At 70.0% G+C, this 23,939-nt stretch carries 30 protein-coding genes; 13 read left to right on the plus strand and 17 right to left on the minus strand.

The window, feature by feature from the left end:
* Positions 1-48 precede the first annotated feature (48 nt).
* Positions 49-1,047 carry a sensor histidine kinase gene (locus BLU81_RS06700; RefSeq protein WP_197686141.1) on the plus strand — a complete coding sequence of 333 codons (999 nt, stop codon included), beginning with the start codon at positions 49-51 and terminating at the stop codon, positions 1,045-1,047.
* On the plus strand, positions 1,040-1,699 hold the full coding sequence (locus BLU81_RS06705) for a response regulator (protein ID WP_092542586.1): 660 nt from the start codon (positions 1,040-1,042) through the stop codon (positions 1,697-1,699). Before BLU81_RS06700 ends, BLU81_RS06705 begins: the two co-directional genes overlap by 8 nt.
* Before the next feature lie 82 nt (positions 1,700-1,781).
* Here BLU81_RS06705 and BLU81_RS06710 read toward each other — a convergent pair whose 3' ends face one another.
* The 7 genes from BLU81_RS06710 to BLU81_RS06740 all read right to left on the minus strand — a co-directional run bounded on the left by BLU81_RS06710 (position 1,782) and on the right by BLU81_RS06740 (position 7,114).
* Positions 1,782-2,300: a TetR/AcrR family transcriptional regulator gene (locus BLU81_RS06710; RefSeq protein WP_092542588.1), complete on the minus strand. Its 519-nt coding sequence runs from the start codon at positions 2,298-2,300 to the stop codon at positions 1,782-1,784.
* Between the two features lie 28 nt (positions 2,301-2,328).
* Positions 2,329-2,757 carry a nuclear transport factor 2 family protein gene (locus tag BLU81_RS06715; protein WP_092542590.1) on the minus strand — a complete coding sequence of 143 codons (429 nt, stop codon included), beginning with the start codon at positions 2,755-2,757 and terminating at the stop codon, positions 2,329-2,331.
* A gap of 182 nt (positions 2,758-2,939) precedes the next feature.
* The gene (locus BLU81_RS06720) at positions 2,940-4,442 is read right to left on the minus strand and encodes a NucA/NucB deoxyribonuclease domain-containing protein (protein ID WP_092542592.1); all 1,503 of its coding nucleotides are present in this window, start codon (positions 4,440-4,442) and stop codon (positions 2,940-2,942) included.
* Positions 4,443-4,548: 106 nt separating this feature from the next.
* On the minus strand, positions 4,549-5,136 hold the full coding sequence (locus BLU81_RS06725; protein ID WP_157751345.1) for a DUF6461 domain-containing protein: 588 nt from the start codon (positions 5,134-5,136) through the stop codon (positions 4,549-4,551).
* Positions 5,137-5,344: 208 nt separating this feature from the next.
* Positions 5,345-5,896, minus strand: a complete 552-nt coding sequence (locus tag BLU81_RS06730) for a TetR/AcrR family transcriptional regulator (protein WP_231954246.1) — start codon at positions 5,894-5,896, stop codon at positions 5,345-5,347.
* The gene (locus BLU81_RS06735) at positions 5,893-6,219 is read right to left on the minus strand and encodes a DMT family transporter (RefSeq protein WP_092542596.1); all 327 of its coding nucleotides are present in this window, start codon (positions 6,217-6,219) and stop codon (positions 5,893-5,895) included. The genes BLU81_RS06730 and BLU81_RS06735 overlap by 4 nt, the downstream gene beginning before the upstream one ends.
* Positions 6,220-6,526: 307 nt before the next feature.
* A complete protein-coding gene (locus BLU81_RS06740) occupies positions 6,527-7,114 on the minus strand; it encodes a hypothetical protein (protein ID WP_157751347.1) in 588 nt (195 codons plus the stop codon).
* A 39-nt stretch (positions 7,115-7,153) separates the two neighbouring features.
* Here BLU81_RS06740 and BLU81_RS06745 point away from each other — a divergent pair, with 39 nt between their 5' ends.
* The 4 genes from BLU81_RS06745 (at position 7,154) to BLU81_RS06760 (ending at position 11,791) form a co-directional block, all read left to right on the plus strand.
* The gene (locus BLU81_RS06745) at positions 7,154-8,383 is read left to right on the plus strand and encodes an MFS transporter (protein WP_092542600.1); all 1,230 of its coding nucleotides are present in this window, start codon (positions 7,154-7,156) and stop codon (positions 8,381-8,383) included.
* An 18-nt stretch (positions 8,384-8,401) separates the two neighbouring features.
* Positions 8,402-8,770 carry a VOC family protein gene (locus tag BLU81_RS06750; RefSeq protein ID WP_092542602.1) on the plus strand — a complete coding sequence of 123 codons (369 nt, stop codon included), beginning with the start codon at positions 8,402-8,404 and terminating at the stop codon, positions 8,768-8,770.
* 127 nt (positions 8,771-8,897) lie between these two features.
* On the plus strand, positions 8,898-9,092 hold the full coding sequence (locus BLU81_RS06755) for a hypothetical protein (RefSeq protein ID WP_092542604.1): 195 nt from the start codon (positions 8,898-8,900) through the stop codon (positions 9,090-9,092).
* Entirely contained in the window at positions 9,059-11,791 is a 2,733-nt protein-coding gene (locus BLU81_RS06760; protein ID WP_231954247.1) for an ATP-binding protein, read from the plus strand. Before BLU81_RS06755 ends, BLU81_RS06760 begins: the two co-directional genes overlap by 34 nt.
* Before the next feature lie 127 nt (positions 11,792-11,918).
* On the opposite strand, the gene BLU81_RS06765 is transcribed toward BLU81_RS06760, so the two are convergent.
* Together BLU81_RS06765 and BLU81_RS06770 are read right to left on the minus strand one after the other, a co-directional pair.
* On the minus strand, positions 11,919-12,545 hold the full coding sequence (locus BLU81_RS06765) for a GNAT family N-acetyltransferase (RefSeq protein ID WP_092542608.1): 627 nt from the start codon (positions 12,543-12,545) through the stop codon (positions 11,919-11,921).
* Positions 12,542-12,961 (minus strand): VOC family protein, encoded by a 420-nt coding sequence (locus tag BLU81_RS06770; RefSeq protein WP_092542610.1) that lies wholly within the window; start codon positions 12,959-12,961, stop codon positions 12,542-12,544. Before BLU81_RS06770 ends, BLU81_RS06765 begins: the two co-directional genes overlap by 4 nt.
* An 84-nt stretch (positions 12,962-13,045) precedes the next feature.
* Between BLU81_RS06770 and BLU81_RS06775 the strand changes: the two genes are divergently transcribed.
* The 3 genes from BLU81_RS06775 to BLU81_RS06785 are packed head-to-tail and all read left to right on the plus strand — an operon-like array spanning position 13,046 to position 15,801.
* A complete protein-coding gene (locus BLU81_RS06775) occupies positions 13,046-13,972 on the plus strand; it encodes a helix-turn-helix transcriptional regulator (RefSeq protein WP_092542612.1) in 927 nt (308 codons plus the stop codon).
* A gap of 24 nt (positions 13,973-13,996) precedes the next feature.
* Positions 13,997-14,569 carry an ArsR/SmtB family transcription factor gene (locus BLU81_RS06780; protein ID WP_092542614.1) on the plus strand — a complete coding sequence of 191 codons (573 nt, stop codon included), beginning with the start codon at positions 13,997-13,999 and terminating at the stop codon, positions 14,567-14,569.
* Positions 14,569-15,801 carry an MFS transporter gene (locus BLU81_RS06785; RefSeq protein WP_092542616.1) on the plus strand — a complete coding sequence of 411 codons (1,233 nt, stop codon included), beginning with the start codon at positions 14,569-14,571 and terminating at the stop codon, positions 15,799-15,801. The genes BLU81_RS06780 and BLU81_RS06785 overlap by 1 nt, the downstream gene beginning before the upstream one ends.
* Here BLU81_RS06785 and BLU81_RS06790 read toward each other — a convergent pair.
* Positions 15,787-16,371, minus strand: a complete 585-nt coding sequence (locus tag BLU81_RS06790; protein ID WP_092542618.1) for a TetR/AcrR family transcriptional regulator — start codon at positions 16,369-16,371, stop codon at positions 15,787-15,789. The two genes, BLU81_RS06785 and BLU81_RS06790, sit on opposite strands and share 15 nt — an antisense overlap.
* An 81-nt stretch (positions 16,372-16,452) precedes the next feature.
* Here BLU81_RS06790 and BLU81_RS06795 point away from each other — a divergent pair, with 81 nt between their 5' ends.
* The 3 genes from BLU81_RS06795 to BLU81_RS06805 are packed head-to-tail and all read left to right on the plus strand — an operon-like array spanning position 16,453 to position 18,582.
* Positions 16,453-17,070: an NAD(P)-dependent oxidoreductase gene (locus BLU81_RS06795; RefSeq protein WP_092542619.1), complete on the plus strand. Its 618-nt coding sequence runs from the start codon at positions 16,453-16,455 to the stop codon at positions 17,068-17,070.
* Positions 17,067-17,969 (plus strand): SDR family NAD(P)-dependent oxidoreductase, encoded by a 903-nt coding sequence (locus BLU81_RS06800; protein ID WP_092542621.1) that lies wholly within the window; start codon positions 17,067-17,069, stop codon positions 17,967-17,969. Before BLU81_RS06795 ends, BLU81_RS06800 begins: the two co-directional genes overlap by 4 nt.
* A gap of 4 nt (positions 17,970-17,973) precedes the next feature.
* Positions 17,974-18,582, plus strand: coding sequence for a class I SAM-dependent methyltransferase (locus BLU81_RS06805; protein ID WP_092542623.1), 609 nt, complete (start codon positions 17,974-17,976; stop codon positions 18,580-18,582).
* Here BLU81_RS06805 and BLU81_RS06810 read toward each other — a convergent pair.
* Positions 18,576-18,872: a hypothetical protein gene (locus tag BLU81_RS06810; RefSeq protein WP_157751348.1), complete on the minus strand. Its 297-nt coding sequence runs from the start codon at positions 18,870-18,872 to the stop codon at positions 18,576-18,578. The two genes, BLU81_RS06805 and BLU81_RS06810, sit on opposite strands and share 7 nt — an antisense overlap.
* 39 nt (positions 18,873-18,911) lie before the next feature.
* Positions 18,912-19,388 (minus strand): hypothetical protein, encoded by a 477-nt coding sequence (locus BLU81_RS06815; RefSeq protein ID WP_172890503.1) that lies wholly within the window; start codon positions 19,386-19,388, stop codon positions 18,912-18,914.
* Positions 19,389-19,410: 22 nt separating this feature from the next.
* Here BLU81_RS06815 and BLU81_RS06820 point away from each other — a divergent pair, with 22 nt between their 5' ends.
* Positions 19,411-19,668, plus strand: a complete 258-nt coding sequence (locus BLU81_RS06820) for a GrpB family protein (protein WP_092542629.1) — start codon at positions 19,411-19,413, stop codon at positions 19,666-19,668.
* On the opposite strand, the gene BLU81_RS06825 is transcribed toward BLU81_RS06820, so the two are convergent.
* From BLU81_RS06825 to BLU81_RS06850, 5 genes are all read right to left on the minus strand, one after another.
* The gene (locus tag BLU81_RS06825; protein WP_092542631.1) at positions 19,638-20,414 is read right to left on the minus strand and encodes a hypothetical protein; all 777 of its coding nucleotides are present in this window, start codon (positions 20,412-20,414) and stop codon (positions 19,638-19,640) included. The two genes, BLU81_RS06820 and BLU81_RS06825, sit on opposite strands and share 31 nt — an antisense overlap.
* Positions 20,411-20,908 (minus strand): RNA polymerase sigma factor, encoded by a 498-nt coding sequence (locus BLU81_RS06830; RefSeq protein WP_197686142.1) that lies wholly within the window; start codon positions 20,906-20,908, stop codon positions 20,411-20,413. Before BLU81_RS06830 ends, BLU81_RS06825 begins: the two co-directional genes overlap by 4 nt.
* 198 nt (positions 20,909-21,106) lie before the next feature.
* Positions 21,107-21,400 carry a hypothetical protein gene (locus BLU81_RS06835; protein WP_092542633.1) on the minus strand — a complete coding sequence of 98 codons (294 nt, stop codon included), beginning with the start codon at positions 21,398-21,400 and terminating at the stop codon, positions 21,107-21,109.
* Between the two features lie 658 nt (positions 21,401-22,058).
* Positions 22,059-22,358, minus strand: coding sequence for a hypothetical protein (locus tag BLU81_RS06845; protein ID WP_157751349.1), 300 nt, complete (start codon positions 22,356-22,358; stop codon positions 22,059-22,061).
* A 47-nt stretch (positions 22,359-22,405) separates the two neighbouring features.
* Complete coding sequence (locus BLU81_RS06850) at positions 22,406-23,524, minus strand: N-acetylmuramoyl-L-alanine amidase (RefSeq protein ID WP_092542639.1); 1,119 nt, start codon at positions 23,522-23,524, stop codon at positions 22,406-22,408.
* Positions 23,525-23,939 lie beyond the last annotated feature (415 nt).

Consider the following 23,939-nt stretch of genomic DNA (forward strand, 5'->3'; position numbering starts at 1 on the left):
GTGCCCCGATCAGGGACGCTGGGCCGGACAGAGGTGATGATGGGCGGGATGATGCGAGAAACTCAGCGGTTGTCCCTGTTCTGGCGGATATTCCTGCTCAATGCCGCAGTCGTGACGGTGGCGTTCGCCTTCCTCATGCTCGGCCCGTTCACGGTGTCCGCTCCGGTGCTGTTGACCGAGGCCGCACTGCTCAGCGGGGTGCTGGTGGTGATGCTTGTCGCCAACGCCGGCTTGCTGCGCCTCGGGCTGGCCCCACTGGAGAGGCTGGCCCGCACCATGTCCACGGTCGATCTCCTCCGTCCCGGTCACCGGCTCGCGGTCACCGGCCGCAGCGGGATCGCAGACCTGATCAGGAGCTTCAACACCATGCTCGACCGCCTTGAGGCCGAACGCGCCACCAGCGCCGCCCGGGCGCTGTCGGCGCAGGAGGCCGAGCGCAAACGGATCGCCCAGGAACTGCACGACGAGGTGGGGCAGACCCTCACCGCCGTGCTGCTGGAACTGAAACGGGTCGCCGACCACGCCCCCGAACCGGTCTCCGGTGAGGTGCGCCAGGTGCAGGAGACCATCCGCAACGGCCTCGACGAGATCCGGCGCATCGCCCGCCGGTTGCGCCCCGGCGTGCTGGAGGAACTGGGACTGTCCAGTGCCCTCAAGTCGCTGGCCGGTGAGTTCTCCACGGGCGGGTTGACGGTGCGCCGCAACATCGACGGTGACCTGCCCGATCTGGGGCAGGACGCGGAGCTGGTGCTCTACCGGGTGGCGCAGGAGTCGCTGACCAACACGGCCCGGCACTCCGGCGCGCGCCAGGTCAGCCTGTGCCTGTCACATGTGCCGGGTTCGGCTGCCGGGCCCGCGGAGATCGAGCTGCGGATCCGTGACGACGGGGCCGGTGTGGGAGCCGCCCCCGAGGGGGCCGGGATCCGGGGCATGCGGGAGCGTGCCCTGCTGATCGGCGCCGACCTGAACGTCGGTCCCGCTCCCGGGCGGGGCACCGAGATCCGGCTGCGTGTCCCGCTCGGCGGAGAGGAATCCATCAATGACTGACGTCCGGCCCGCCCGCATCCTGTTGGCCGACGACCACGCGCTGGTCCGCCGCGGGGTCCGGCTGATTCTCGACAGCGAACCCGACCTGACCGTGGTCGCCGAGGCGTCCGACGGTGCCGAAGCGGTCGCGCAGGCCCGGGCGGAGCGTCCCGACCTGGCGATCCTCGACATCGCGATGCCCCGGCTGACCGGGCTGCAGGCGGCTCGGGAGTTGTCCCGTCAGATGCCGGACCTGCGGATTCTGATCCTGACGATGTATGACAACGAGCAGTACTTCTTCGAGGCCTTGAAGGCCGGTGCCTCCGGTTATGTGCTCAAGTCGGTCGCCGACCGTGACCTGGTCGAGGCGTGCCGGGCGGCCGTACGGGGCGAGCCGTTCCTTTATCCCGGTGCGGTCAACGCCCTGATCCGTAACTACTTGGAGCGTGTCGCCGACGGGGAGGACCCGTCCGGCCGCACGATCACCGATCGTGAGGAGGAGGTGCTGAAACTGGTCGCCGAGGGTCACTCGTCGAAGGAGATCGCCGACCTGCTCGTGATCAGCGTCAAGACCGTCGAGCGGCACCGTTCCAACCTGCTGCAGAAACTGGGCTTGCGGGACCGGCTGGAGCTGACCCGGTACGCGATCCGCGCCGGCCTGATCGAGCCATGAGCACAGCCGGCGGCCGTGTCTGCGGCCGTGTGGCTGGGTGCGGTCCCTCGCCCGCTTCCGTTTCGGGCGAGGGACCGTATCTTCAGGTATCGGCGAGTGTCCTGGCCCAGGGCTCGTCGATTTCCCCGAGGCCGAGCATGGTCGTGACCTTGGCGAGCATGCCGACGGCGAACCAGCGCCGGACGGCTTCCTCGTCGCCGTCGAGCAGCTTGTCCACGACCGCGACTTGCCGGGCGTAGCAGGCGCGGACGGCATCGCGGATGAGCGGCTCGTCGGTGGCGCAGTTGGCCTGCATGAGAAAGCGCAGGATGTCGCCGTTCTCGATGATCGTGCCGTAGGCGTCCTGCAGAGCCTGCTCCGTCGTACCGGCGGTGTCCAGGGCTTCGGTCAGGAGGTCGCCGACGTGGTCGACGACGGCGACGAAGATGGTCTGCTTGTTGGCGAAGAGGCGGTAGAGGTACGGCTGGGAGATGCCGGCCCGTTCGGCGATCTCATTGGTGGTCGTCCCGTAGAAGCCTTTGCGCGCGAAGCAGCTCACCGCGGCGTCGACTACGCCCTGGCGGCGCTGGTCACTCTTGACTGTCGTCCCGGCAGCAGGCATGTGACCAGCCTATCCGTCATGATCGACGTCAGGCTTCGGCAGGTGTGAGGGCTTCGACGGCGGCCAGCGGGTTCCAGTAGTCGTCGAATCGGGTGATCAGTCCGTCGGTGTCGGTGTGCACGACCACGATGAAGTCCTGCTGGAACCGCTTGCCGGTGGGCCGGGCGGTCCCGTCGAGTTTTCCTCGTGCCACCGCGACCCGCGAGCCGGCCGTGGCGATGAAGGTCAGGTCCACGAGCCGGGCGTCGAAGGTCTCGGTGAAGCCACGCATGTGGGCGTGCAGGGCTTCGCGGCCGTGCACCTCGGTGACCATGCCGGGCGGAGCGAAGGGGAAGGTGAAGGTGGCGTCGGTGGCGAAGAGGGCGGCCCAGGCGTCCAGGTCGGCGGCTGTCAGCAACCGCAGGTGCTCGGCCGCGGCGTGCTGGGCTGGGGTGCGGGTGTCGCCCGTGTCGTTCATGATCGAAACCTAGCACTGCAGTTAGTGGTCGACCTATAACAAAGCTCGTGTGATGGATCATGAGGCTCGGCGCTTGCCGGACTGGACTTTCCCTGCTCGGCGGCGGGCCCGTCCGGACGATGCTCTACGCGGCCTGCCCGGCGCCCTCCTCGAGGGCGCCGGGCAGTGCTGGTCCGGATGGTTCAGTCGACGATGTTGACGTAGTAGCGGTCGTTGTCGGCCAGAGGAAGAGTGAAGTCCATCGATAGAATGCGGTCGTTGACGTAGTAGTCACGGACCAGGTTGCCCGCGTCGCTGTTGGCCTTCGTCGCGACGGCTCGCACCGAGAAGTCCCAGTCCGGGTGAGCCGCACCCTCCAGCGTCGAGGCCATCGGGTACTCGTCGCACTGCTCGACAGTGGTGTCCGGTCGTTCCGGCAGCCCGGTCTCCGCGTACTCGGCGGCGTTCGGCCCCTCCTGGTAACAGGCACCTCGCACATGGTCCCGGTTCGCCTGGTATTCCGGGTCCACCACGTCGCGGATCCGGTGCAGGCCGGGTGCGGCGGCGTCGTCGGCAAGGTATCTGCCGGGGATCACCTTGTCCCGGGGGACAGGAAAACCCAGGGGCACCAGCAGCGGGTACGTCCGGTTGGGCTCCAGCTGTGCCAGGTCGATGTGCCGGGCGACCTCGCCGATGGCCAGGTCCGAACGGCTCATCGTCAGATGCGGTGTCACCTCGTTGTGGATACAGGCCATCGGGTAGACCCCGGCACCCAGCTTGAAGTAGTCCGCCGAGTCGCACCGGATCTGCCGGTACGCGCTGTGCCCCGGATCCGGAACGCCGGGACCGAGCCCCCTGAACTGCACGTACCACTGCGCGTAGGAGATCTTGTCGCGGCCCACGCCGGCGGACTCCTGCCCGCGGATGTCCCAGTAGTACCAGTCGTCATCGTTGTCCCACACCACGAACGGCAGCGTGACCGGTCCCCGCGTCGCCGCGCACGTGTTGAAGTCCTCCACGCAGTTGGCGATGAGCTCCAACGGGACGTACGGGGCCACGAACAGCCGCTCGAACGGGTTCCAGACCTCGTAGTCGACCGATCCCTCCTGCACGCGGGCGAAGGTCCGGATCCGCCGGTCGTGGTCATCCCCCTGGGCGAACAGTTCGAGGGTGAACTCGTTCCGGCCGACCAGCACCGGGATGCCGAGCGGGTAGCGCCAGAAGCTCACCGAGGTCTCGAACCGCTTGCAGTACACGAAGCGGTTCATGATCCGGCCGAATCCGTCCTCGGCGTCGTCGGTCATACACTGATCGACCAGTGCCTGGTCCGGCGTGTCGCCGATCGCCGGCGCGGCCATCGTGGTGACCGCGTCGCTGGAGGTCGACGCCTCCTGCGCGGCGGTCTGCCGGGCCTGCCGTTCGGCGGTCGCCGGCGGTGGTGCCGGCTCGTGGGGTGTCGCCGTGTCCACCGCCGCGGACCGTTGCGCGGTCTGCTCCTTCGGTGCCGTCGCCGACGTGGCCTTGCCTGCCTCTCGCAGCTTTCCTTCGTCGAGCATCTGCTGGTACTGCGCTTCGGTCAGCGTCACGTTCGCCTCGAAGTGCTCCGCTGCCTCTTTCGGCGTCGCCGCTGGGTCGGCGGCGGCTGCCGGTTCTGTCGCGGCCAACGTGCCGGCCACGATCATCGCAGCGGCCGCTGCGATGATCATTCTTCTCCCTGATCTGCGGTACGGTGCCAAGCTGGTCCCCTCACCTTCTGGCCGAACTGCACATGGGGTCGCCGGACCCGCGCGGGCCCGGAGTCTGATGTCGCCGTCAGTGGGCGCTGGGCCCCGCGGTCCAGGGGCCGTCGAACATCGCCGGTGTCAACGCGATCCCGGTGATCACGGTCATCGCGGCGGCGGCCCGCTTCGACGGGGACAGGCCGAGCATGTCGGTGCTGCCGCCGTCACCGTCCGGGCCGGGAAAGCCGGCCGCGCTCAGGGCGTCGTCGAAACGGTCCGGCACGCTGCCCCAACGGCGGAACGTGGCCGGGTCCAGACCGGTGATCAGGTCGGCGTCGGCCGCGTACGACAACTCCTCCCGGTTCGGGTTCCTGTAGATGGAGCACGCCATGCCGCCCGCGGCGGACAGGACGGCCAGCACGTCGAGGTCGGCACCGACCCAGCCGGTGGAGCCGTCGAACTCCAGCACGAGAGTCAGGCCCTCGCCGATCTCGCGGGCGATGAGCAACACCCCGAAGGTGGCCCAGGTCAACCCGGCGGCCTCCGTCAGCGTCGACGCCGGCCGGCAGTCCGCCGGATCGACCTCCATGCCGGACAGTGCCTCGAAGACGTCGCCGCGTGTGAGCGTCACGCACCAGCCCTCACCGAACATGCCGGTAAGGTCGATCGGATCCATCATCAATGACTCCCCCGTCTTTCGCAGGACATTGATACAGGCGGATGGAATCCGTGTCCACCCCGTTTCCGTGGCGGCACCCGGCGCCGCCGACAGTCCCGGTCGGCCGGCTCCGGCGGCACATGGGCCGTCCTGTCGGCGCTGTCCCTTTCCGGAGGGCGGGCGGGTCGGGGAGGTGTGGTTGCGGCGTGGTGAGGCGTACCGGAAAGGGTTAGGAACTCAGGTTTCTGATTGCTGCCGCCAGGCGGGCCGTGTCCAGTTCGGTGTCGGTGGCCAGGGCGCGGAGGATGAACCCGTCGAGGACGGCGCAGACGTCTCGGGCGGCGTCCAGGCCGATGGTGGGTTCCAGCATGTCGGGGACGCCGTCCATCCAGGCGGTGGCCAGGGGGCGTAACGCGGTGTCGCGGGCGGCGGACACGCAGAGTTCGTATTCGATGCGGACCTGGCGGCGGTCCTTCAGGTACTCCTGGGCCAGATCGGTCAGGGCCTCGGGCATGTCGGGGGCGTTGCGCAGACGCTCGTCCCAGAGCCGCAGGTCGGCCTGCAACGTGTCCAGCGCGTGGCGCAGACCGGCGGCGATCAGGTCGTCCAGGGTGGGGAAGTAGTAGGTGGTCGCCCCCAGCGGCAGGCCCGCGCGGGCGGCGACGGCCCGGTGTGTGGTGCGGCCCACGCCGTTCTCGGCGATGACCTCCATGGCCGCCTCGGCGAGGGCGGCCCGGCGAGCCTCCGGGTCACGGGCACGCTGCGGGCGGCGGGTGGTCAATGGACCTCGCCGCCGGTGAGGTTGAGCATCACGACTCCGGCGATGATGAAAGCGATGCCCGCCACTTTACCGGTGGTCAGTGGTTCGCCCAGAAAGGCCGCGCCGATGCCGACGATCGCGGCCGTCCCGACACCGGACCAGATCGCGTAGGCCACCCCGACCTCGATCTGTTTCACCGCCTGCGCCAGCAGAACGAATGACGCAACGTAACCGACGATGACGGTCACTGTCGGCCAGAGTCGGGTGAAACCCTCGGTCGACTTCATCAGACTGGTGGCCACGAGTTCCGCGGCGATCGCGGTGAACAGGTAAAAGTAGGGCACGGGCGCCTTCGATCTTTCTTGTACGGACGTACAAGTACGATCGTACAAGAGTTTCGTTCGGAGCCCGCGGCCTGTTTCTTGCGTTGTCGTTTCGTCAGCCTCGTGGCGGGGGCGATCCAGGCGCCTTCCGGAAAGTCGAATCCGGCCACGCCGTCGGCGGCGGCCCCCGAGTCCTCGCCGCGGGTTCGCGCACCGGCCGACCGCGGCCTTCTCCTGACCTTTACCTGCTACGCCAACGCATTCTCATCCCGCACTGAGTCTCACCTTCACCGGGTCGCCGGCTGCACGAGCCAGCCTGAGGTGCCGGTCATCGAAGCCGCCCGCGAATACCGCCGAGACTGAGGCCGCCGGGGCGACCACACGGCGCGCCTACCGACATCTCTGCGGTGAGCTGCGCCTTCCCGGTGTCGACGCGGATCGGGACGCAGTCCGCCTCGGACACCCACGTACCGCCGGCGAAGACCGTCCAGGCGCCGGAGCCGGGCGGGCACGCTGTCACGCTGATCGTGGTGACCGGGTCGCTGCCACCCCAGCCCAGGCGGGCTCGGCCGGACCACTCCGGGGCCAGGTTCAGGGTGGCTGACGTGCCGGTGCGGATCAGTAGGCCCCATTTGGCGAACATCCTGGTCGGGCCGTCGCCGGGGGATTGCGGTTCGGCTTGCAGGAGCCGTTCGGCGGCCGGTACCGCCACGCTCGCGGCGACCACCCGATAGTCGCCGGGCGGGGCGGCCGCATGGTCGATCGAGTCGGCACATCCAGCGGCAGCCGAAGCCGAAGCCGCAGCGGCCGACGGCGCGGGAGAACTGACGGCGGACTTGGGCGAGTGGCCGGCACTGCACGCGGTCAGGCCTACCACCAGCAAGAACAGGGCAGGCGACGATCTGACTGTCGACATGCGACGATTTTGTCAGAGGTCCCCGCTAGGGTCCGTGCCATGGATCGCGTGCGCCGTGGCCGGGTCGCCACCTCCTTGATCTTCCTGCTGTTCGGGGCCGCGCTCGGGGTGTGGACCGCTCGCATCCCGGCAGTCAAGGAGGGCCTGGGGCTCAGTGACGGGCGGCTCAGCGTTGCGCTGCTGGCGTTCGCCGCCGGGTGCATCGCCGGGATGGTGCTGGTCGGCCGGCTCACCGATCGGTTCGGCAGTTCACGGGTGCTGATTCCGGCCGCGTTGCTGGAGGGTGTGCTGCTGATCCCGCCAGGGCTCAGTGACGGGCTGGTGACGTTGTCGGTCGCGTTGTTCGTCTTCGGGACGGTGCACGGCACCCTCAACATCGCGATGAACGCGAACGCCGCCGAGGTCGAGCGGGAGCGGGGCCGGCCGATCATGTCGTCGTTCCACGCGATCTACAGCATCGGAGGCTTCCTCGGCGCGATCCTGGGCAGCGTTTTCGCACATGCGGGGGTGAGTGTCGCGGTGACTCTGATCAGTGTCGGACTGACCGCGGTGATGCTGGCCGCAGCTGCGTCGGCATGGGTGCTGCGATCATCGCCGCCGCCCGGTGACGAGCGGGAGCCGGTCGGCACGGAGCTGGTCGGCACGGAGCCGGGCGGCGGGGGACCGGGCGGCACGAGGCGCGACAGTGCGGGACGCGGCAGTGCGAGGCCGGGCGGCCGGCGGATGCTGCTGGTCTTCTACGGGATCGTCGTGGTCTGCACCCTCGTCGGTGAGGGCGCGGCCGCCGACTGGAGCGCGGTTCACCTGCGTGACGAGCGGGGCACTTCCGAAGGAGCGGCGGCGTACGGGTATGCAGCCTTCGCGATCATGATGACCCTGGGCCGTTTTGTGGGAGACCGGGCTGCCGGGCGGTTCGGGCCGGTCGCCGTGATCCGGGCCAGTGGGCTGCTCGCCGCGGCGGGTCTCGGTGCCGGTCTGGTGCTGGCACATCCGGTGGCGGTGATCGCCGGGTGGGGACTGTTCGGTCTCGGGCTGTCGTGTGTGGCGCCACAGTTCTTCACCGCAGCCGCCGGGGTGGACCCCCGACGGGCCGGGCAGGCGCTGTCGACAGTGGTCAGCATCGGCTATCTCGGTTTCCTGCTCGGCCCGATCGCGATCGGTGCAGTCGCGACCGTCGTCGGACTGACCACGGCCCTGTGGATTCCGGTGGTACTGGCGATCTTCGTGGCCGCCAGTGCCCGCAGCATTCGGCCGTCGAGAGCTGCCTGACGCGGGTATAGATGGGTGATGACCAGCCGTATCGCCACGATCGCGATCGACGCCCTGGACGCACCGCGGGTCGCCGAGTTCTGGATGGCCGTGCTCGGCTGGCGGATCGTCGAGGACGACGGCGAAGTGCTGAGCATCGGCCCGCCCGCCGGTGCCGGGCCGACGATCGACGTGGTCCGGGTCACCGAACGCAAGACCGCCAAGAACCGTCTCCACCTGGACTTGCGCGCGGACGGCAGCAGCCAGGCCCGGGAGGTGGAGCGGCTTCTCGCCCTCGGCGCCCGCAAGACCGACATCGGTCAGGGCCCGGACGTCTCCTGGGTGGTCCTCGCCGATCCGGAGGGCAACGAGTTCTGTGTCCTCTCCCGGTCTGTGCAGGACGTCTAGGCATACCTAGATGCCACCCGCGCCTCATCTAAATGGTTCTGACCAGCGAACATAGGTAGCCGCTCCCGATGTGCCGGCCGGTCGTGACGCCGAGGATCTACTTATCGGTGAACGACGGGAGAGGAAAATGCTGGTGCATCCGAGCGTTCTGATGGATCTGGTGAACGACCGCCACCGCGAGTGGGCGGCGGAGGCTGACCGGGACCGGTTGCTGACGCTGGTCCGGCGGGCGCGCAGCGGGCGGAAAAAGGAGGCGGTCCGCCGACAGCCCACCGGTACCCTGGCGTCGTGCGAACAGTCCGCGGTGGTGCCAGCCCGGTGATGATCGGCCGGGAGAGCGAGCTGCGTCGATTGGCGCGGCTCGCTTCGTCGTCGGAGCCGGCGGTCGCGATCATCGCCGGTGAGCCGGGGATCGGGAAGACCCGGCTGGTGCACGAGCTGCTGGCGACACTGCCGGCGGAGACGGTGGTGCTGATCGGGCAGGCCGAACCGGGTTCGCTGTCGCGCCCGTACGAGGTGCTGCTGGACGCCGTCGACGGGCGCCCGGAAGTGGACGAGGAGCAGCTCGACGCGTTGACGGACGCGCGGCGCAGCCCGGTCGAGCGGCTGCACACCGGGTTGTCGCTGCTGGCCGACCTGACCGGGGACGCCCCGGCGGTGATCGTCTTCGAGGACCTGCACTGGGCCGACTCGGAGAGTGCGGCACTGTTCGAGCGGATCGCCGACCAGCGTGGCCCGAGGCTGCTGATCGGCACGTACCGGCCGGAGGAAGTGACCCGCCGTCAGCCGGTGGCCGGGTTGCTCGCGCGGATGGAACGACGGCATGCCGTCAGTCACGTCCGCCTGGATCGGCTGACTCCGTCGCAGACCGCGGCGCTGCTGGCGGCCGCGACCGGTGCACCCGCTTCGATGCGGGCGGTGACGGCGCTGCACCACCGTACCGGCGGCAATCCGTTCTTTCTCGAAGAGCTTCTGCGTGCACTGCCCGGCGTCGACCTGGACGCGCTGGTCGAGCAGCCGCTGCCGTGGAGTCTCGCCGAGGTGCTGCGCCGTCAGGTCGAGGATCTGGAGGCGGTCAGTCTCCGGATCGTCGAGGCGGCCACCGTGCTGGGTCACCGGATCCCGTTCGACCTGCTCGCCGACGTGACCGATGCCGGTGAGGACGAGCTGATCCTGGTGCTGCGTGACCTGGTCACCCGGGGTGTGCTGGTGGAGTCGGGGGTCGACGAGTTCGCTTTCCGGCACGCACTGGTCCGGGAGGCGATCGGCAGTCAGATGCTCGGCCGGCAGCGGCGGCGTCTGCACGAGGCGGCGCTGGACGTACTGCTGCGGGGTGGCTCTTCCGATCCGGCCATGGTGGCGCATCACGCGTGCGGGGCCGGCCGTTATGACGACATGATCGCCGCGGCTCGCCGGGGTGCCGCGCTGTACCTGTCGATCGGGTCCGCGTACCAGGCGCTGCAACTGGCCGAGATGGGTCTCGACGAGTTGCCCGACGACATCGAACTGCTGGCGTTCGCCGCCCGGTCGGCGTGGCTGGCCGGGCTGCTCGACGACGCCATCCGCTACGGCCGGCGCTGGCGGGATCTGGCCGGCACCGCCACCGAGCGGGCCGAGTCGCTCTACCTGCTGGTGCGGCTGGCGTGGGAGTTGCGGGAGCCCGGCGAGGTGCGGACGCTGACCCACGACATCGAGACCCTGATCGCGCAGCTACCGCCCGGCGCCGATCAGGCACGGGCGATGACCGCTATTGCCCAGTCGGCTTATTTGACTGACGAGGTCGACACGGTGCTGCTCTGGTCGGATCGGGCGCTGGCGCTGGCCGACGAGTTCGACCTGCCGGCGGTGCGGTTGGCGGCGCTGGTGGAGAAGGGTTCGATGCTCATCGAGCGCAGCCGGACCACCGCTGAGGGCCGCCGGATCCTGTCCGGGCTGATCGACGAGGCCGAGGCCGCCGGTGAGTGGGTGCTGGCCGCCCGTGCCCTGCACGCCCTGGTCGACGGCGAGCCGCCCACCTCGCCGACCGAGCACGCCGCGGTTCTGGAACGGATGCGGGTCGACGCCGAACGGGCCGGGTTCGAGCAGCTCTCGGTGGCCACCTACTACCGCGGCCGGGCTCGCCTCGCGCTGCGGACCGGCGATCTGAACGCGGCGATCGAGGCCCTGGAGGAGGGCCGCGAACGGGACCGCAACTACCGGCGCCGGGGTCGCTGGGCCGAGTACCACGGTGTGTTCCTGGCCGGTCTCTACCTGGAGGCCGGTGAACTGGACCGGGTCGAGCGCCTGATCGCCGACCTGGCCGCGCTGCCCAACAACCCGCCGACCACGATCCCGGGACTGGCCTTCCACCTGGCCTGCCGACGCGGCGATCTGCCGCGCGCCGAGGCGAACATGAACGAGTTCGTCAAGGCCCTGGCCGAACAGTTGTGGCGCAGCGGCGAACAGGCCCACGACCTGATCGCGGCCGCGCTGGAACTGGGCCTGCCGACCGAGATGCTGGATCGTCTGGCTGGGGCGCTGCTGGACGGCGAGGTGTGGGACAGCAACCGGATCCTGGTGAACGCCCAGCTGGCGGAGGCACGTGGCCACCACGCCGAGGCCCTCGCAGGCTACCTGTCGATCGCCGACGCCCACATCCTGGGACCGGTGGTCCGGGGAACGGTCCACGTCAACACCGCCCGCTGCCTGCTGGCCCTGGACCGCCCCGGCGAGGCGGCGACCGCTACCCAAGCGGCGGCGACGCTGTTGGCGCAGTGGGGCGGCTGGCGGCTGGCGGACCTGGCACGCGTCCGCACCCGCCTCGGCCTGACCGAAACCGATCATGCTGCGCCGGGACCGTCCACGCTGACCCCACGCGAACGCGAGGTGGCGATTCTGATCACCGACGGCCTCACCAACACCGAACTGGCCCGCCGCCTCTACATCTCCCCGAAAACCGCGGCCGTCCACGTCTCCAACATCCTCCGAAAACTGAACATCTCCTCCCGGACCGAGGTCGCCGCCCAGGTGGGCGGTCCTTAGGAGAACTTCACCGCGGCGGTACGCCCGACGGGCCCCACAACCACAACGGCCCGTCCCGCCACGTCCGCGCGAGGTGATCCCGGCGCGGGGCCGACCCGCGACCGCCGGGCCGGATGCGCCCCGCAGGCTACTTCTGCGCCTGCGTGGACCGGCGGGCTGTCCGCAGCCGAAGTCCCAGGTAGGTGAGGGGACCCGGGTCCGCGACCGGGAGAACGGTGAAGCCGAGCCGATCGTAGAAGCCCCGGGCCTGCACGTTGGCGGTCACCATGCCGACGTGCAGGCCCGGGGCGTCCACCACCGACACGAAACGCTGGATCAGCCGGCGTCCCCAGCCCCGGCCCTGGTGCGACGGCAGCAGATCGATGTGCAGGTGTGCGGGATATCCCGCCAAGCCGGGCACCAGCATCCGCTCCGGGTGATGGTGCAGAGCGACCATGTCCTCGGTCGGCGTGCGCGGCCCCGCCGGCGGCACCGGGTAGCGGTCGCCGAGCAGCGGGATCCACTCGGTGCGATAACGATGGGCGAATCGGGCGGTGTCGGCGGTGCCCACCACATAGCCGACCGGTTCGCCACCGTCGTCGACGACGTACGCCAGCCCCGGCGACAGGTGCGCGTAAGGGCCGGCGAACAGGTCGCCCATCAGTGCGTCGGTGTCGTACCGGCCGCGAGCGTCGCCCCCGGCGTCGGCGGTGCGCACACAGATGTCGTAGAGGGCCGCACGGTCAGCCGCACGATAGGGACGGATCTCGATCACTCCTGCACATTAGACGTTCCCCCGCAGGCTTTCAGGACGTCGCGGTAGTGCTGGTTGAACATGACGCCGAGGACGTTGCCGAACGGATCGAGCACCGAGGCGGTCACGTACCCCGGCCCTCGCTCGGTGGGTTTGTCGTGCTCGGTCGCGCCGAGTTCCAGCAGCCGCCGGTAGGTCGCCTCGACATCGTCGACGGCCCAGTAGACGATCGCGCCGGACGCCTCCGGCCGGTGCGGGTGCGGGGCGAACCGGCTGTTCAGGATGCCGAATTCGTTCTGGTGGTCGCCGACGCGCCACTCCAGGTAGGCGGAGTCACGCACGAAATACGGCTCGATCCCGAACAGTGCCGAGTACCAGGCGCGCGCCGCGTCCAGGTCGTCGGCGAAGAACGTGACGGTGGTGAATCCACGAAGCATGGGGCTTCTCCTGTCTCTCTCACGGACCACTCTGGTGGCTGAAGTGCTCACCTTCTGAGCACTTTTCCTGACAACCTCACTGACATGCGCGCTGACCGTCTCGTCGCCACCCTTCTGCTGATGCAGACCCGCGGCCGGGTGACCGCCGCTGAACTCGCCACCGAGCTGGAGGTCTCGGTCGCCACCGCCCGCCGGGACCTGGAGGCCCTGTCGGCAGCCGGTGTGCCGGTCTATCCGCAGCCCGGACGGCATGGCGGCTGGTCGCTGGTGGGCGGCGCGCGCACCGACCTGACCGGCCTGTCAGCCGCCGAGGCACGGGCGTTGTTCCTGCTGGCCGGTCCGGTCGCGGGAGCCGCACCCGACGTTCGTTCGGCACTGCGCAAGCTGGTACGGGCACTGCCGGCCCCGTTTCGTGCCGACGCCGCGGCGGCCGCCGAGTCCACCCTGGTCGACCCGGCGGGCTGGGGCGAACGGGACAGGCCCCGGCCGGAGCTCGTCGACCGGCTCCAGGAAGCAGTGGTGCGCCGTCAGCGGATCCGGTTCACCTACCGTGGCGAGTCCCGGGAAGCCGACCCGTGGGGTGTCGTCGACAAGGACGACGTCTGGTACCTGATCGCCGGGACCTCCGGCGGCCGCCGCACCTTCCGCGTCGACCGGTTCACGGATCTGCAGGTCATCGGCTCGCATTTCGAGCGACCGCCCGCGTTCGACCTGGACGAGGCCTGGCGCGAGGTGGTCGGCGAGGTCGAGCGGAAACGGGCCCGCACGAAGGCCACGCTGCTGATCGAGAACCGTTTCGTGTGGGTGCTGCGCGACCACTTCGGCCGGCACTGCGAACTGCTCGACTTGCTACCCGACGGCCGTGCCCGAGTCCGGGTGGGCGCTCCCGAACCCCGCGACATCGCCCGCACCCTGAGCGGCTGGGGCTCGTCGGTCGAGGTCCTCGACCCGCCGGAGGTCCGTGCCGAGCTGGCCCGCATCGGCGCGGAGCTGTCGGCGCTTTACATCTAGGACCTGAGAGATTACTTTCGAAAGATGTCTCTCACTAATCCGTTCGGTGACCTGAGGATCACCGATCCGCAGGCGATGCGGGCGCTGGCCCATCCCGTCCGACTCGCCGCACTGACATATCTGCAGCGCAACGGCCCCGCGACCGCCACCCAGCTCGCCCCGCACGTCGGGGCGACTCCCTCGGTGGTCAGCTGGCATCTGCGGCACCTCGCGACGTTCGGGTTCGTGATGGACGCCGACCAGGGCGGCGGGCGGCAGCGTTTCTGGAAGGCCGCCGCCCGCGGATTCACCGTCGAACTCGCCGAGGACGACGAGTCGCAGAATGCCGTGCGGATGCTGGCCGGGCAGGTGGAGGAGACCGCGCGCCAGCAGATCGACCGCTGGTGGGCCGAGACCGAGCCGGCGCTCGATCACACCTGGCGCCGTCTCTCCGGGCCGTCCAACACCGGCGTCCGGCTCACCGCCGCCGAACTCGACAAGCTCCAGAGCGACATCGACGAACTACTGGGTGGATATGTGCGGCGCGCTAAGGCCGACACCCCCGAGGACGCGCGCCGGGTCCGCATCCTGCGGCACTACCTTCCCGAAGCGCAGTGATGGCGGGATCGCTGTGGCGCGACCGCCGGTTCGCCTCCTTCTGGGCCGGCGAGACCATCTCCCAGTTCGGCGACCGGATCAGTGAGCTGGCCCTGCCGCTGATCGCGGTCACCCTGCTGGCCGCTACCCCGATCGAGGTCGGGCTGCTGATCGCCGCGATCTGGGCACCCAACCTGCTGTCGGTCGTGGTCGGCGCCTGGGTCGACCGTCAGGCCCACCGCAGACGGCTGCTCGTGCTCGCGGATCTGCTCCGTGCCGCCGCACTGTTCAGCCTTCCGGTCGCGTACTGGCTGGGCGCTCTCGGTCTGCCCCAGCTCTTCGGGGTGGCGCTGCTGGCCGGGGCGGGCCAGGTGCTGTTCTCCTGCTCGTACCAGTCCTTCTTCGTGACCCTGGTCGACCGGGACCGCTACGTCGACGCCAACAGCAAGCTGAGCACCAGCCGGTCCGCGTCGTTCGTCGCCGGACCGGCGGCCGGGGGATTCCTCATCCAGGCGCTGACCGCTCCGGTCGCGATCCTCGTCGACGCGGTCTCCTTCCTGTTCTCCGCTCTCCTGATCAGCCGCATCCGTACCGAGCCGTTTCCGGTCGGACAGAAGATGTCGCTGGTCGCGGGCGTCAGTGCCGGGCTGCGTTACGTGCTCGGCCACCGATACCTGCGCGCCGCCCTCGCCTGTGTCACCACCGTCAACTTCTTCGGGTTCGTCGCCCAGGCGCTGGTGATCCTCTATGCCAGCCGCGAACTGGGCCTCCCGGCCGGGCCGATCGGGCTCGCCTTCGGTCTCGGCGCGACCGGTGCCCTGCTCGGCGCGGTGATCGCCCCGAGGCTGTCGGCCCGCTACGGCGTGGGCCGGATGGTGGTGGCCGGCGCGATCCTCTTCCCGGCGCCGGTCGCCGCGATCGCCCTGGCCGGCGGGCCGCAGTGGCTGATCGTGACCATCATCGCCATGGCTGAGGCGGTGTCCGGTGCGGGCGTGATGTTCCTGGACATCAACCTGAACTCGGTGCAGACCGCCGTCATCGCCGATGACATGCGCAGCCGGGTCTCCGGCGTCTTCGGCACCATCAATTACGGCGCCCGGCCCCTCGGCGCGGTGATCGGCGGCCTGCTCGGCAGCTCGCTCGGCCTCCGGCCCACCCTGCTGATCGCCGCCGCCGGCGGGGTGCTGTCGTGTCTCTGGCTCCTGCGGTCGCCGATCCCGAGCCTGCGGTCCCTGGAGTCACTGACGCGGTGACGAGGCGGTGGACCAGGTGCCCAGCGCTTCGATGGTGGCCTCGATGAGGTTGGTGCCGGTGGGGGAGTGCTCGATCGTGCTGCGGTAATACATCGGCCCGATGGCCAGGGCGGCGGCGTCCCGGCTGGGAATCGCCAGGGTGATCTCGCCACGCGTCTGGGCGCCGTCGAGGGCGGCCGCGAGCCGGTCGGTGAGGACCCCGGCGAACTGGGCGCGGCGGGCATCCATGTCCGTGTCCCAGAGGGCGGTGCCGGCCAGGGTCGTGGACACGGCGCGCACGTCGTCGAGGTCCAGTTGCCGGGCGATCGCCGTCAGCTCCCGGCGCAACCAGTCCCTGGTCGGAACGGTGGGGTCGCTGAAGAACGGCATCGGGACGGTGGCCATCGCCTCCATGAGAAGCAGCTCGGCGCGCGGCCAGTGCCGATAGACGGTGGCGCGCCCGACCGCGGCCCGCTCGGCGACCTGGACGTGCGTCACCGCCGCGGGTCCTCTCTCCAGGAGCAGGTCACGGGCGGCGTGCAGGATCGCTTCCCGGCTGCGCAGGAACCGGGGATCGTTTTCGGTGGGCACCCAACCATCTTATGAGACGACTTGACTCATAGTCGAGCTGACGTCCATGCTTGAGTTGTGAGACATTCTGTATCGCAAGAGATGACGGTCGTCGTCCTGGGCGCCTCGGGCGCCACCGGACGGCACGTGGTGTCCACCGCGCTGGAGCGAGGGCACAAGGCAGTGGCACTGGTCCGCCGACCGGGCACGTTCGGGCCACGGGACCGGCTGACCGAAGTGATCTGGCCGGACGTCACGGACACCGCTGCCCTCGTCCACGCCCTGCCGGGGGCCGACGTCGTGGTCAGCGCTCTGGGCGGCGCGGGCAAGGGACCGACGACGGTCTGTTCGGACGGCATCGGATCGGCGGTGACCGCGATGAACACGGCCGGGGTGACCCGCCTGATCGCGGTCAGCGCCCATGGCGTGTTGGAGACCCACGACCGGTCGCTGTACTCGGTGGCGGTGTGGGCCAACGTGGCCGAGCGGATGCGCGACAAGGAAACGATGGAACCACTGATCACTGCCTCCGGTCTGAACTGGACGATCGTGCGGCCCCCGAAGCTGTCGAGCCACGCCGCGATCGGGCGGTACACGGCCGGCACCGACCTGCTTATCCGGCTGTGGAGTGCCATCGGCCGCGCCGACCTCGCCGCTTTCCTGATCGACGAAGCCGAGACCCCGCGATATGCACACGCCTATCCGCGGATCACCCGATGAACACCGCGATCCCCGACCTGACGGACAAGGTCGCCGTCGTCACCGGCGCGACCGGCGGCATGGGCCAGATCATCGCCGCCGACCTCGCCCGAGCGGGCGCACACGTGATCATCATCGCCCGCGACCCGGCCCGCATCGAACCGCTGGCAGCGAACCGGTTCGAGGTCGTCACCGGAGATCTGTCCCGCCGCGAGGACGTCCGGACCGCCGCGCGGATGATCGCGGACCGGCACGACCGGATCCACCTGTTGATCAACAACGCCGGAGCCCACTTCCCTGGACACCACGTCTCGGCCGACGGCATCGAGATGCACATCGCCCTCGACTACCTCGCCGCCTACGGACTCATGACCCTGCTGGACGGCCCGCTCCGGCGCGGCCGGGCGCGCGTGGTGAACGTCGCCAGCGACACCCTCAACGACACCCGCCAGGTCAAACTCGCCGGTCGTCCCCGCCCGGCGACCCTCGACCTGACCGGCGTCGACGACCTGGCCCAGTTGAACCCGGTGGCCGGGTTCGTGCCGTTCCAGGCGTACGCCCGCGCGAAGCTGATGACCGTCACCGCCGGTCACGCAGTGGCCCGTGACCTCGCCGCCGACGGGGTGACCGTCAACGCCCTGCACCCCGGGATCGTGGCCACCGACATCATCGATGACCTGATCCCCGTACCGATGCGCCCGTTCCGTGCCTTGATCCGCCGCAGCCTCCTCACCCCGGCCCAGGGCGCGCAGGGCACGCTGCGCCTCGCCACCGATCCCCGCCTGGCGGGCGTGACCGGCGGCTACTTCAACCGCGACATCGCGACGACCACACCGCCGGTGTCCCATGACCCCGACACCCAGCGGAGACTTCTCGCACTCAGCGAACGCCACTTCGCCCTAGAGCGCGGGCTACGGTGAAACGATGATCGACTCGCCTTCCACCGACAACCTGTGGCTTCAGAAGATCGCCGCTGACCCGGGCCACTCCCAGTGGTACATCGAACGGTTCCGGATCATGGAATCCCGCGGCGACGACCTCGGCGGTGAGGCCCGGATGATCGACGCCATGCTGCCGCGCGGAGCCGACGTCCTGGACGCCGGGTGTGGCACCGGCCGGGTCGGCGGGCGCCTCGCCGCCGCCGGGCACCGGGTCACCGGCGTCGACCTGGACGCCACCCTGATCGCCGAAGCGCAGGCACAGCATCCCGGCTCGTCATGGCAGGTCGGTGACCTCAGCACCCTCGCCCTGCCCGGCCGGTTCGACCTGATCGTGTGCGCGGGCAACGTGATGGCGTTCGCCGGGCCGTCGCAGCGGGCCGGCATCCTGCGGGGCTTCGCCGGGCACCTCGCCGAGGGCGGCCGGGCCGTCGTCGGCTTCGGGGCGGGCCGCGGTTACGAGTTCGACGACTTCCTCGCTGACGCCCAGACGGGCGGGCTCGCCCCCGAGCTGCTGCTGAGCACCTGGGATCTGCGCCCGTTCACCCCGGTCGCCGACTTCCTCGTGGCGATCCTCCGGGCCGCTGATCAGTAGTGGTTGCCGGGGTGATTCTCCAAGGCGCGCCGTAACGCCCGGCACACCATGTTGAAGACCCGGGGATCCGGGTGTTCGTAGATGACCACCACCATGCCGCGGTGCCAGGCCCGCAGACGGAAGCCCCGGGACCGCCGCCACAGCCGCCACCACGGGCCGTCGAGAGCCTCGGTGGTGACGTCGCTGATCTCGGCGATCGCGAACGCGTCCTGGCCGTCCGCCGAGTAGTGCACGAAGTGTTCGTTCGTGACCTCGGCGGTCGGCCCGCGGTAATACACCACCCTGCGCACCAGGTCATGGTCACATGACCGTCGACAGTGCTCAATGCGTCAGGTTTTCCGGTATGGCCCGGCCGGGATGTCGGCGGCCAGGATCCACGTCTCCCACTCCTCGGTGCTCACCGACGTGGCGCAGCGGCCGTCCGGGGAGAGCGCGACGAAACCGATCGACTGGCCGGGCAACCCGACCCGGCTGGCGCGGGGTGCAACCGTGCCGATCCGGACCCGCAGCCACGGCAGGCGGCCCGCGCCCTCGACCGAGAGCAGAACCGTTCCGTCGTCGGCGATCGTGCCGTTCTCCCTGCTCAGGCGAAGCCATTCACGGTCCAGGTGACCGTCGGGGTCGGCTTCGTGGTCGGAGATCCGGACGGCCGGCACCACCGACGCGCGGATGAACGGTTTCCACACGGTCATCGGTTCCGGCTGAAACGCGGGGTCCACGAAATCCTCGACGGTGAAACCGGCTCGGGCCACCACGGCCCGGACCGTCTGCGGGTCGGCCATCAGTGCTCCTCGGGACGCCGTCATCGGGGGTTCGTAGCATGGTGGCATGCCGGACGCGGAACGGCAGGACCCGATTCGAATGGTGTCCTACGACACTGCCTGGAAACCCGATTTCGAGCGCGAGCGGGTACGGGTCGAGAACCTGCGGTCGTGTCCGGAGGCCGCGGCCGATTACGGCCGGATCAAGACCGCGCCGGCCGCCGAGGACGACACGGACCGGCGGCGTTGTCGGGCGGCCAAGGCGCCGTTCATCCGTGCCGTCCTCGACCGGCTTCAGTCCGGCGGCAGTTCGGATTCGCGGTAGGTCATCGGGCCCGCCGAGCCGTGGACCACGAACCGCAGCTCGTCGGCCTTGCCGTTGCCCTCCCGGCCGGGCCACCAGGCCAGCCACCAGCCCGCGCGGGTGGTCGCCCGGATCGTGGTGCCGCCGGGCAGGATCACGTCCACATCGGTGACACCCGGTCCGGCCCGGCCGACCACCTGCGAATACCACGTGCCGTTACCGCCGGCGCCCTGCGATATGACGCTCACCTGATCGGCGGGTGGGACCGGCGACTCCGGGTCGAGCAGTGACGCCCCGGCCACTCCGTCCGCGGGGTCGAGGATGTCGCAGACCACTAGGCCGTCGTCGTCCTTGGCGATGAGCAGGGTCGTGGCGATCCCGCGCCGTTCGGCGAGCAGCACGTCGCCGGCTGTCGGCTGCCGGATCCAGCCGGTCGACCATCCGGAGGCGCACTGCTGGGCCTCGGGAAGGGCTTCGGTGGAGGTCAGCCGGTCCGGGACCGGGGTCCACGAGGCGTAGGCGGCGTCGAGGTCACCCGGGAGCAGCGAGGGCACGGCCAGCACGCCAACCACGGCGGCACACGCGACGGCGGCCACGCTGACCACGAGCCGCCAGCGCGCGGCGAAACCCGTCTGGGTGGCGAAACCCGTCTGGGCGGGGGATCGGGTCAGTTCGTCGACGAACGCTGCGGACCGGGCCCGTCGTGCGGGATCCGGTTCCCAGTCGCGGGACGGGTCGAGCGCCGACAGTTCTTCCAGTTCGTTCATGCGGGACTCCAGGACGGGGCGGGCCGGGGTGCGGGCTGGGACATGGCGTCGCGCAGGCGGCGGCGGGCCCGGCTCAACCGCATCCGGTAGGTGGTCGGGCGGCAGCCCAGCACGGTCGCCGCCTGGGTGTCGGTCAGCCCGTCGAACGCCACCAGCGCAAGCACCTCATGGTCGGCGGCACTCAGCGTCCACCAGGCGCGGACGAGATCTATGCGGGCCACCACCCCGGGCGCCCGGTCGTCGGAGACCATGCGCACGTCCACGACGGCGTGCCGGTTCCGGGTCCGGGACTGGGCGGCCATCACGTTGCGGGCCACCCCGAACAACCAGGGCACCGCGTCGCCGGGCAGTTCCCCCAGCCGGCGCCAGGCGATCATGAAGACGGTCGACACGATGTCGTCGACCTCGTCGTCGGGGACCCGCCGCCGGACGAAGCGCATCAGATCGGTGTACGCCGCGTCGTGCAGGCGCCGAAAGTGTTCCTCGGAAGTCACATCTGGATATGTCGCATCGACCCTCAGGTGTAACACCTCAATTCTTCGCCGATGCGGATCCGCTGTCCGGGCCGACGCTGACCGGGAGTCATCACGACGCCGACGATCTGGTCCAGGACGCGCTGCTCAAGCTACGGCCATGGCGTCGGCCCTGGCCGGCGCCATGGCCGGCGTCGACAGCGACCATGCCGGAGATGTCTACCCCAACGCCTGCGGCGGTGGGCGGTCAGACGGCGGCGTACTCACGAGCCGGGTGCCTCCGCCGTCGCGTTTCGCCTCGTACATGGCTACGTCGGCGGTCCGGAGGAGGTCGTTGACGATGTCCTCGGTGCGGGCACCGGTTTCGAGGTCGAGACCCGCCGGGACGAGGACGCCGATCGAGGCGCCGACCGCGACCGGTACGCCGTCCACCGTGACGGGCTGCACGATGGTGTCCTCGATCCGGGCCGCTAGGGCGGCGATGTCCGGTTCTGCCAAACCGGTGCGGATCACGAAGGGGTTCTGCTCTGCGGAATGGAATCGACTGTCGGTTCGAGGTCTGCCCTGATCACGCCGGAGATGCTGCTGGCGGGTTGTGGGCGGCCCGGGTTCGGGCGTGTGGCCCTGGTACGGGGGGCCGCGGGCGTACCGGAAATCGTCACTCAGTCCTTTGTCCCGCTGACCGGGACCTCGAGCCGGCAGCTCGCCGCACATTGTCATCAGGTGGCTCGGCATGCGGACGAACTACAGAACGCCATTTTCGGGGGCGACGACCCGGCGTAGTCAATGAGCGAAAGCAGCCGAGAAATTTCGGCTCGCCGGAAACTGTCCCCTGACCGGCGACATCCCGGCAGATCGGGCCGCGACCCGACAAGCGTGACCGGCGATGCCCGCCTGCGCCACGTCATTTCGACTGGTCGGGCCGCGCAGTCCATGGCTTGGGCCGATCCGCTCGCTCGGCCGGCATGTACAAGGTGGTGCTCAGCGAGGCAGACGGCGTCGTGGATCTGGACGCCTGGCTCGACGGTGTCCTGCTTCTCCGGCTGTGACCCACTCCGTGGTTGCCGTCGCAGCCGCGGCGGCGCTGGCAGGAGCTGTTCTCGGACCCGCCGCCACCCGGCCGGTTGCCGCGTAGGTGGATCCGTTCACGTCCGGCGGCCTCGGGTCGGGCTCAAGGCCGCCGAACGGTACGGTTTCGCTCTCGCCGGAGGTGCGCCGGATGCAGCGCCCCGGGCAGGCTGACCAGGCCGTGACCGATGACGTACTGCCCGATCCCGTCCGACCGGATCGGCGGGATCGTGCAGTACGCGTACCCGGTCCGCGAGCAGCGCGCACTGCTCGGTGAAGGCTGCTCGCAGGTCGGCGAGCGTGGTGGCGACCGACGGTACGTCGACGAGCCGGTCTCCACCGGGCGGGTGTCGTGGTCACCGGTGCCGATCAGCAGCACGTGGGCATCGACGATTGAACGCACGCGGGCACGCTATCCACGATGGATCACGATCCCCCCGAACGGCCGATTCAGCTCGCCGGCAGGCTCCGCATCAGCGCCTCGACGCCGGCCCGGATGCCGGGCAGCAGGGCGTACAGGTGGTCGCCCGGGCACAGCGTCGCTCCGGCCGCAGGGTTGGCGTTGTGCCAGTCCTGGTGGCCGGCGATCGTGGCGATGGTCGCCGACACCCCGGACACCGGGTTCACATAGTTCGTGGTGCCCAGCGGGTCGAGCCGGGTCGCCGCCGCCAGCAGCGCCAGCACGTGGGTCAGCGATCGTGTCGCCGCGGCCGAGGGCGGGGCCGTCATGTAGTTGCCGAGCACGCAGATGCCGATGTTGCCGGCGTTGAAGCCGCCGACGTGACTACCGTTCACCATCATCGGCAGGCCGTCGCCGCCGAGGTCCGGCCCGAACACCGGGACCGGGCCTTCGTCGGAGTAGGTGCCTTCGTACACCACGCCCTTCTCGTCGATGATCAACTGGTAGCCGATGTCGCCCCAGTCGTTGACGACTGCCTGGTTGTAGTAGATGCCACGGATGTGGGAGATCGGATCCGAGACCGGGACGTCCTCTCCGCTGTGGTGCACGGTGAGCGTCTGCACCGGGTGGAACGCCGGTGGCGTGTCCAGCGTGCCGTCCGGGTTGAGGCGGTACGCCTCGTCGGCGCCCCACGCGGCCCGGCTCAGGTAGCGGGGACGGAACCCGGCCGGCGCCGACAGCGGCAGAGGAGCCTCCGGGGCGGCGGTCGCCCGGGCCGGGCCGTCCACGGTGTTCACCTCGGTGACCCGCACGGCGTTGCCGCGTACCTCGTAGTCGAGCGCCCCGGAGGCGGGAACCAGAGTGCGGCGCCGTACCGCGGAGCCGTCCGGGCCGCACGGGCAGCCGGTCACCGGCTGCCAAGGCTGCCAGCCGTCCACGGTCCTGATCCGTACCGAATCGGCGCCCGCGACCGACAGGTGGGTGAGCGGGAGCGTGGGCGTCACCGCGACGCCGGCCGGGATCGTGCCCCGGGCCGCCGACATGGTCTGCGGCACGGTCGGGCGAGTGGTGGCGGAGACAGCGGCAGCCGGGCCGGCCACGGCCACGGCCAGCGGAGACCCGACGGCGAGGCCGGTGGCGCCGCGAAACAGGGATCGACGAGAGAGCATGGTTCGAGAACATATCAAAGCAGTCCAACTCGTATAGGTACCGTTATGCAGAGTAACCGCCATTGGCGGCGGGTCTGAGAGGATTCACACCGGCGGCGAAGGCGAACGCCGTGTCCGACTGGACTGGAGGGCGTCGCGAGGGTGGGGTCGCCGGCCACCGCGGCGTACTCCGCAGCACCAGGTCGAGCGCGGGACTGACGAGCGACTGCCACACCGCGGCGGGTCGCCGAGCCCAGCCAGGGGTGTCACCCCGACAGACGCCTGAAGCAACGCGCCCAGCGCGAGCCCCGAGAGCGAAATACTCGCCGACACCGGGACGCAGCAGCCGGTACGGCCGGCTCAGTACTCATACGCGCAGGGGACTCAGAGGGCCGGTTTCCTGCAGCGCGTTCCGGGGTGCCGGGTATTTTCGCGG

The organism is Actinoplanes derwentensis, from assembly GCF_900104725.1.
In the GTDB taxonomy this organism is placed as follows: domain Bacteria; phylum Actinomycetota; class Actinomycetes; order Mycobacteriales; family Micromonosporaceae; genus Actinoplanes; species Actinoplanes derwentensis.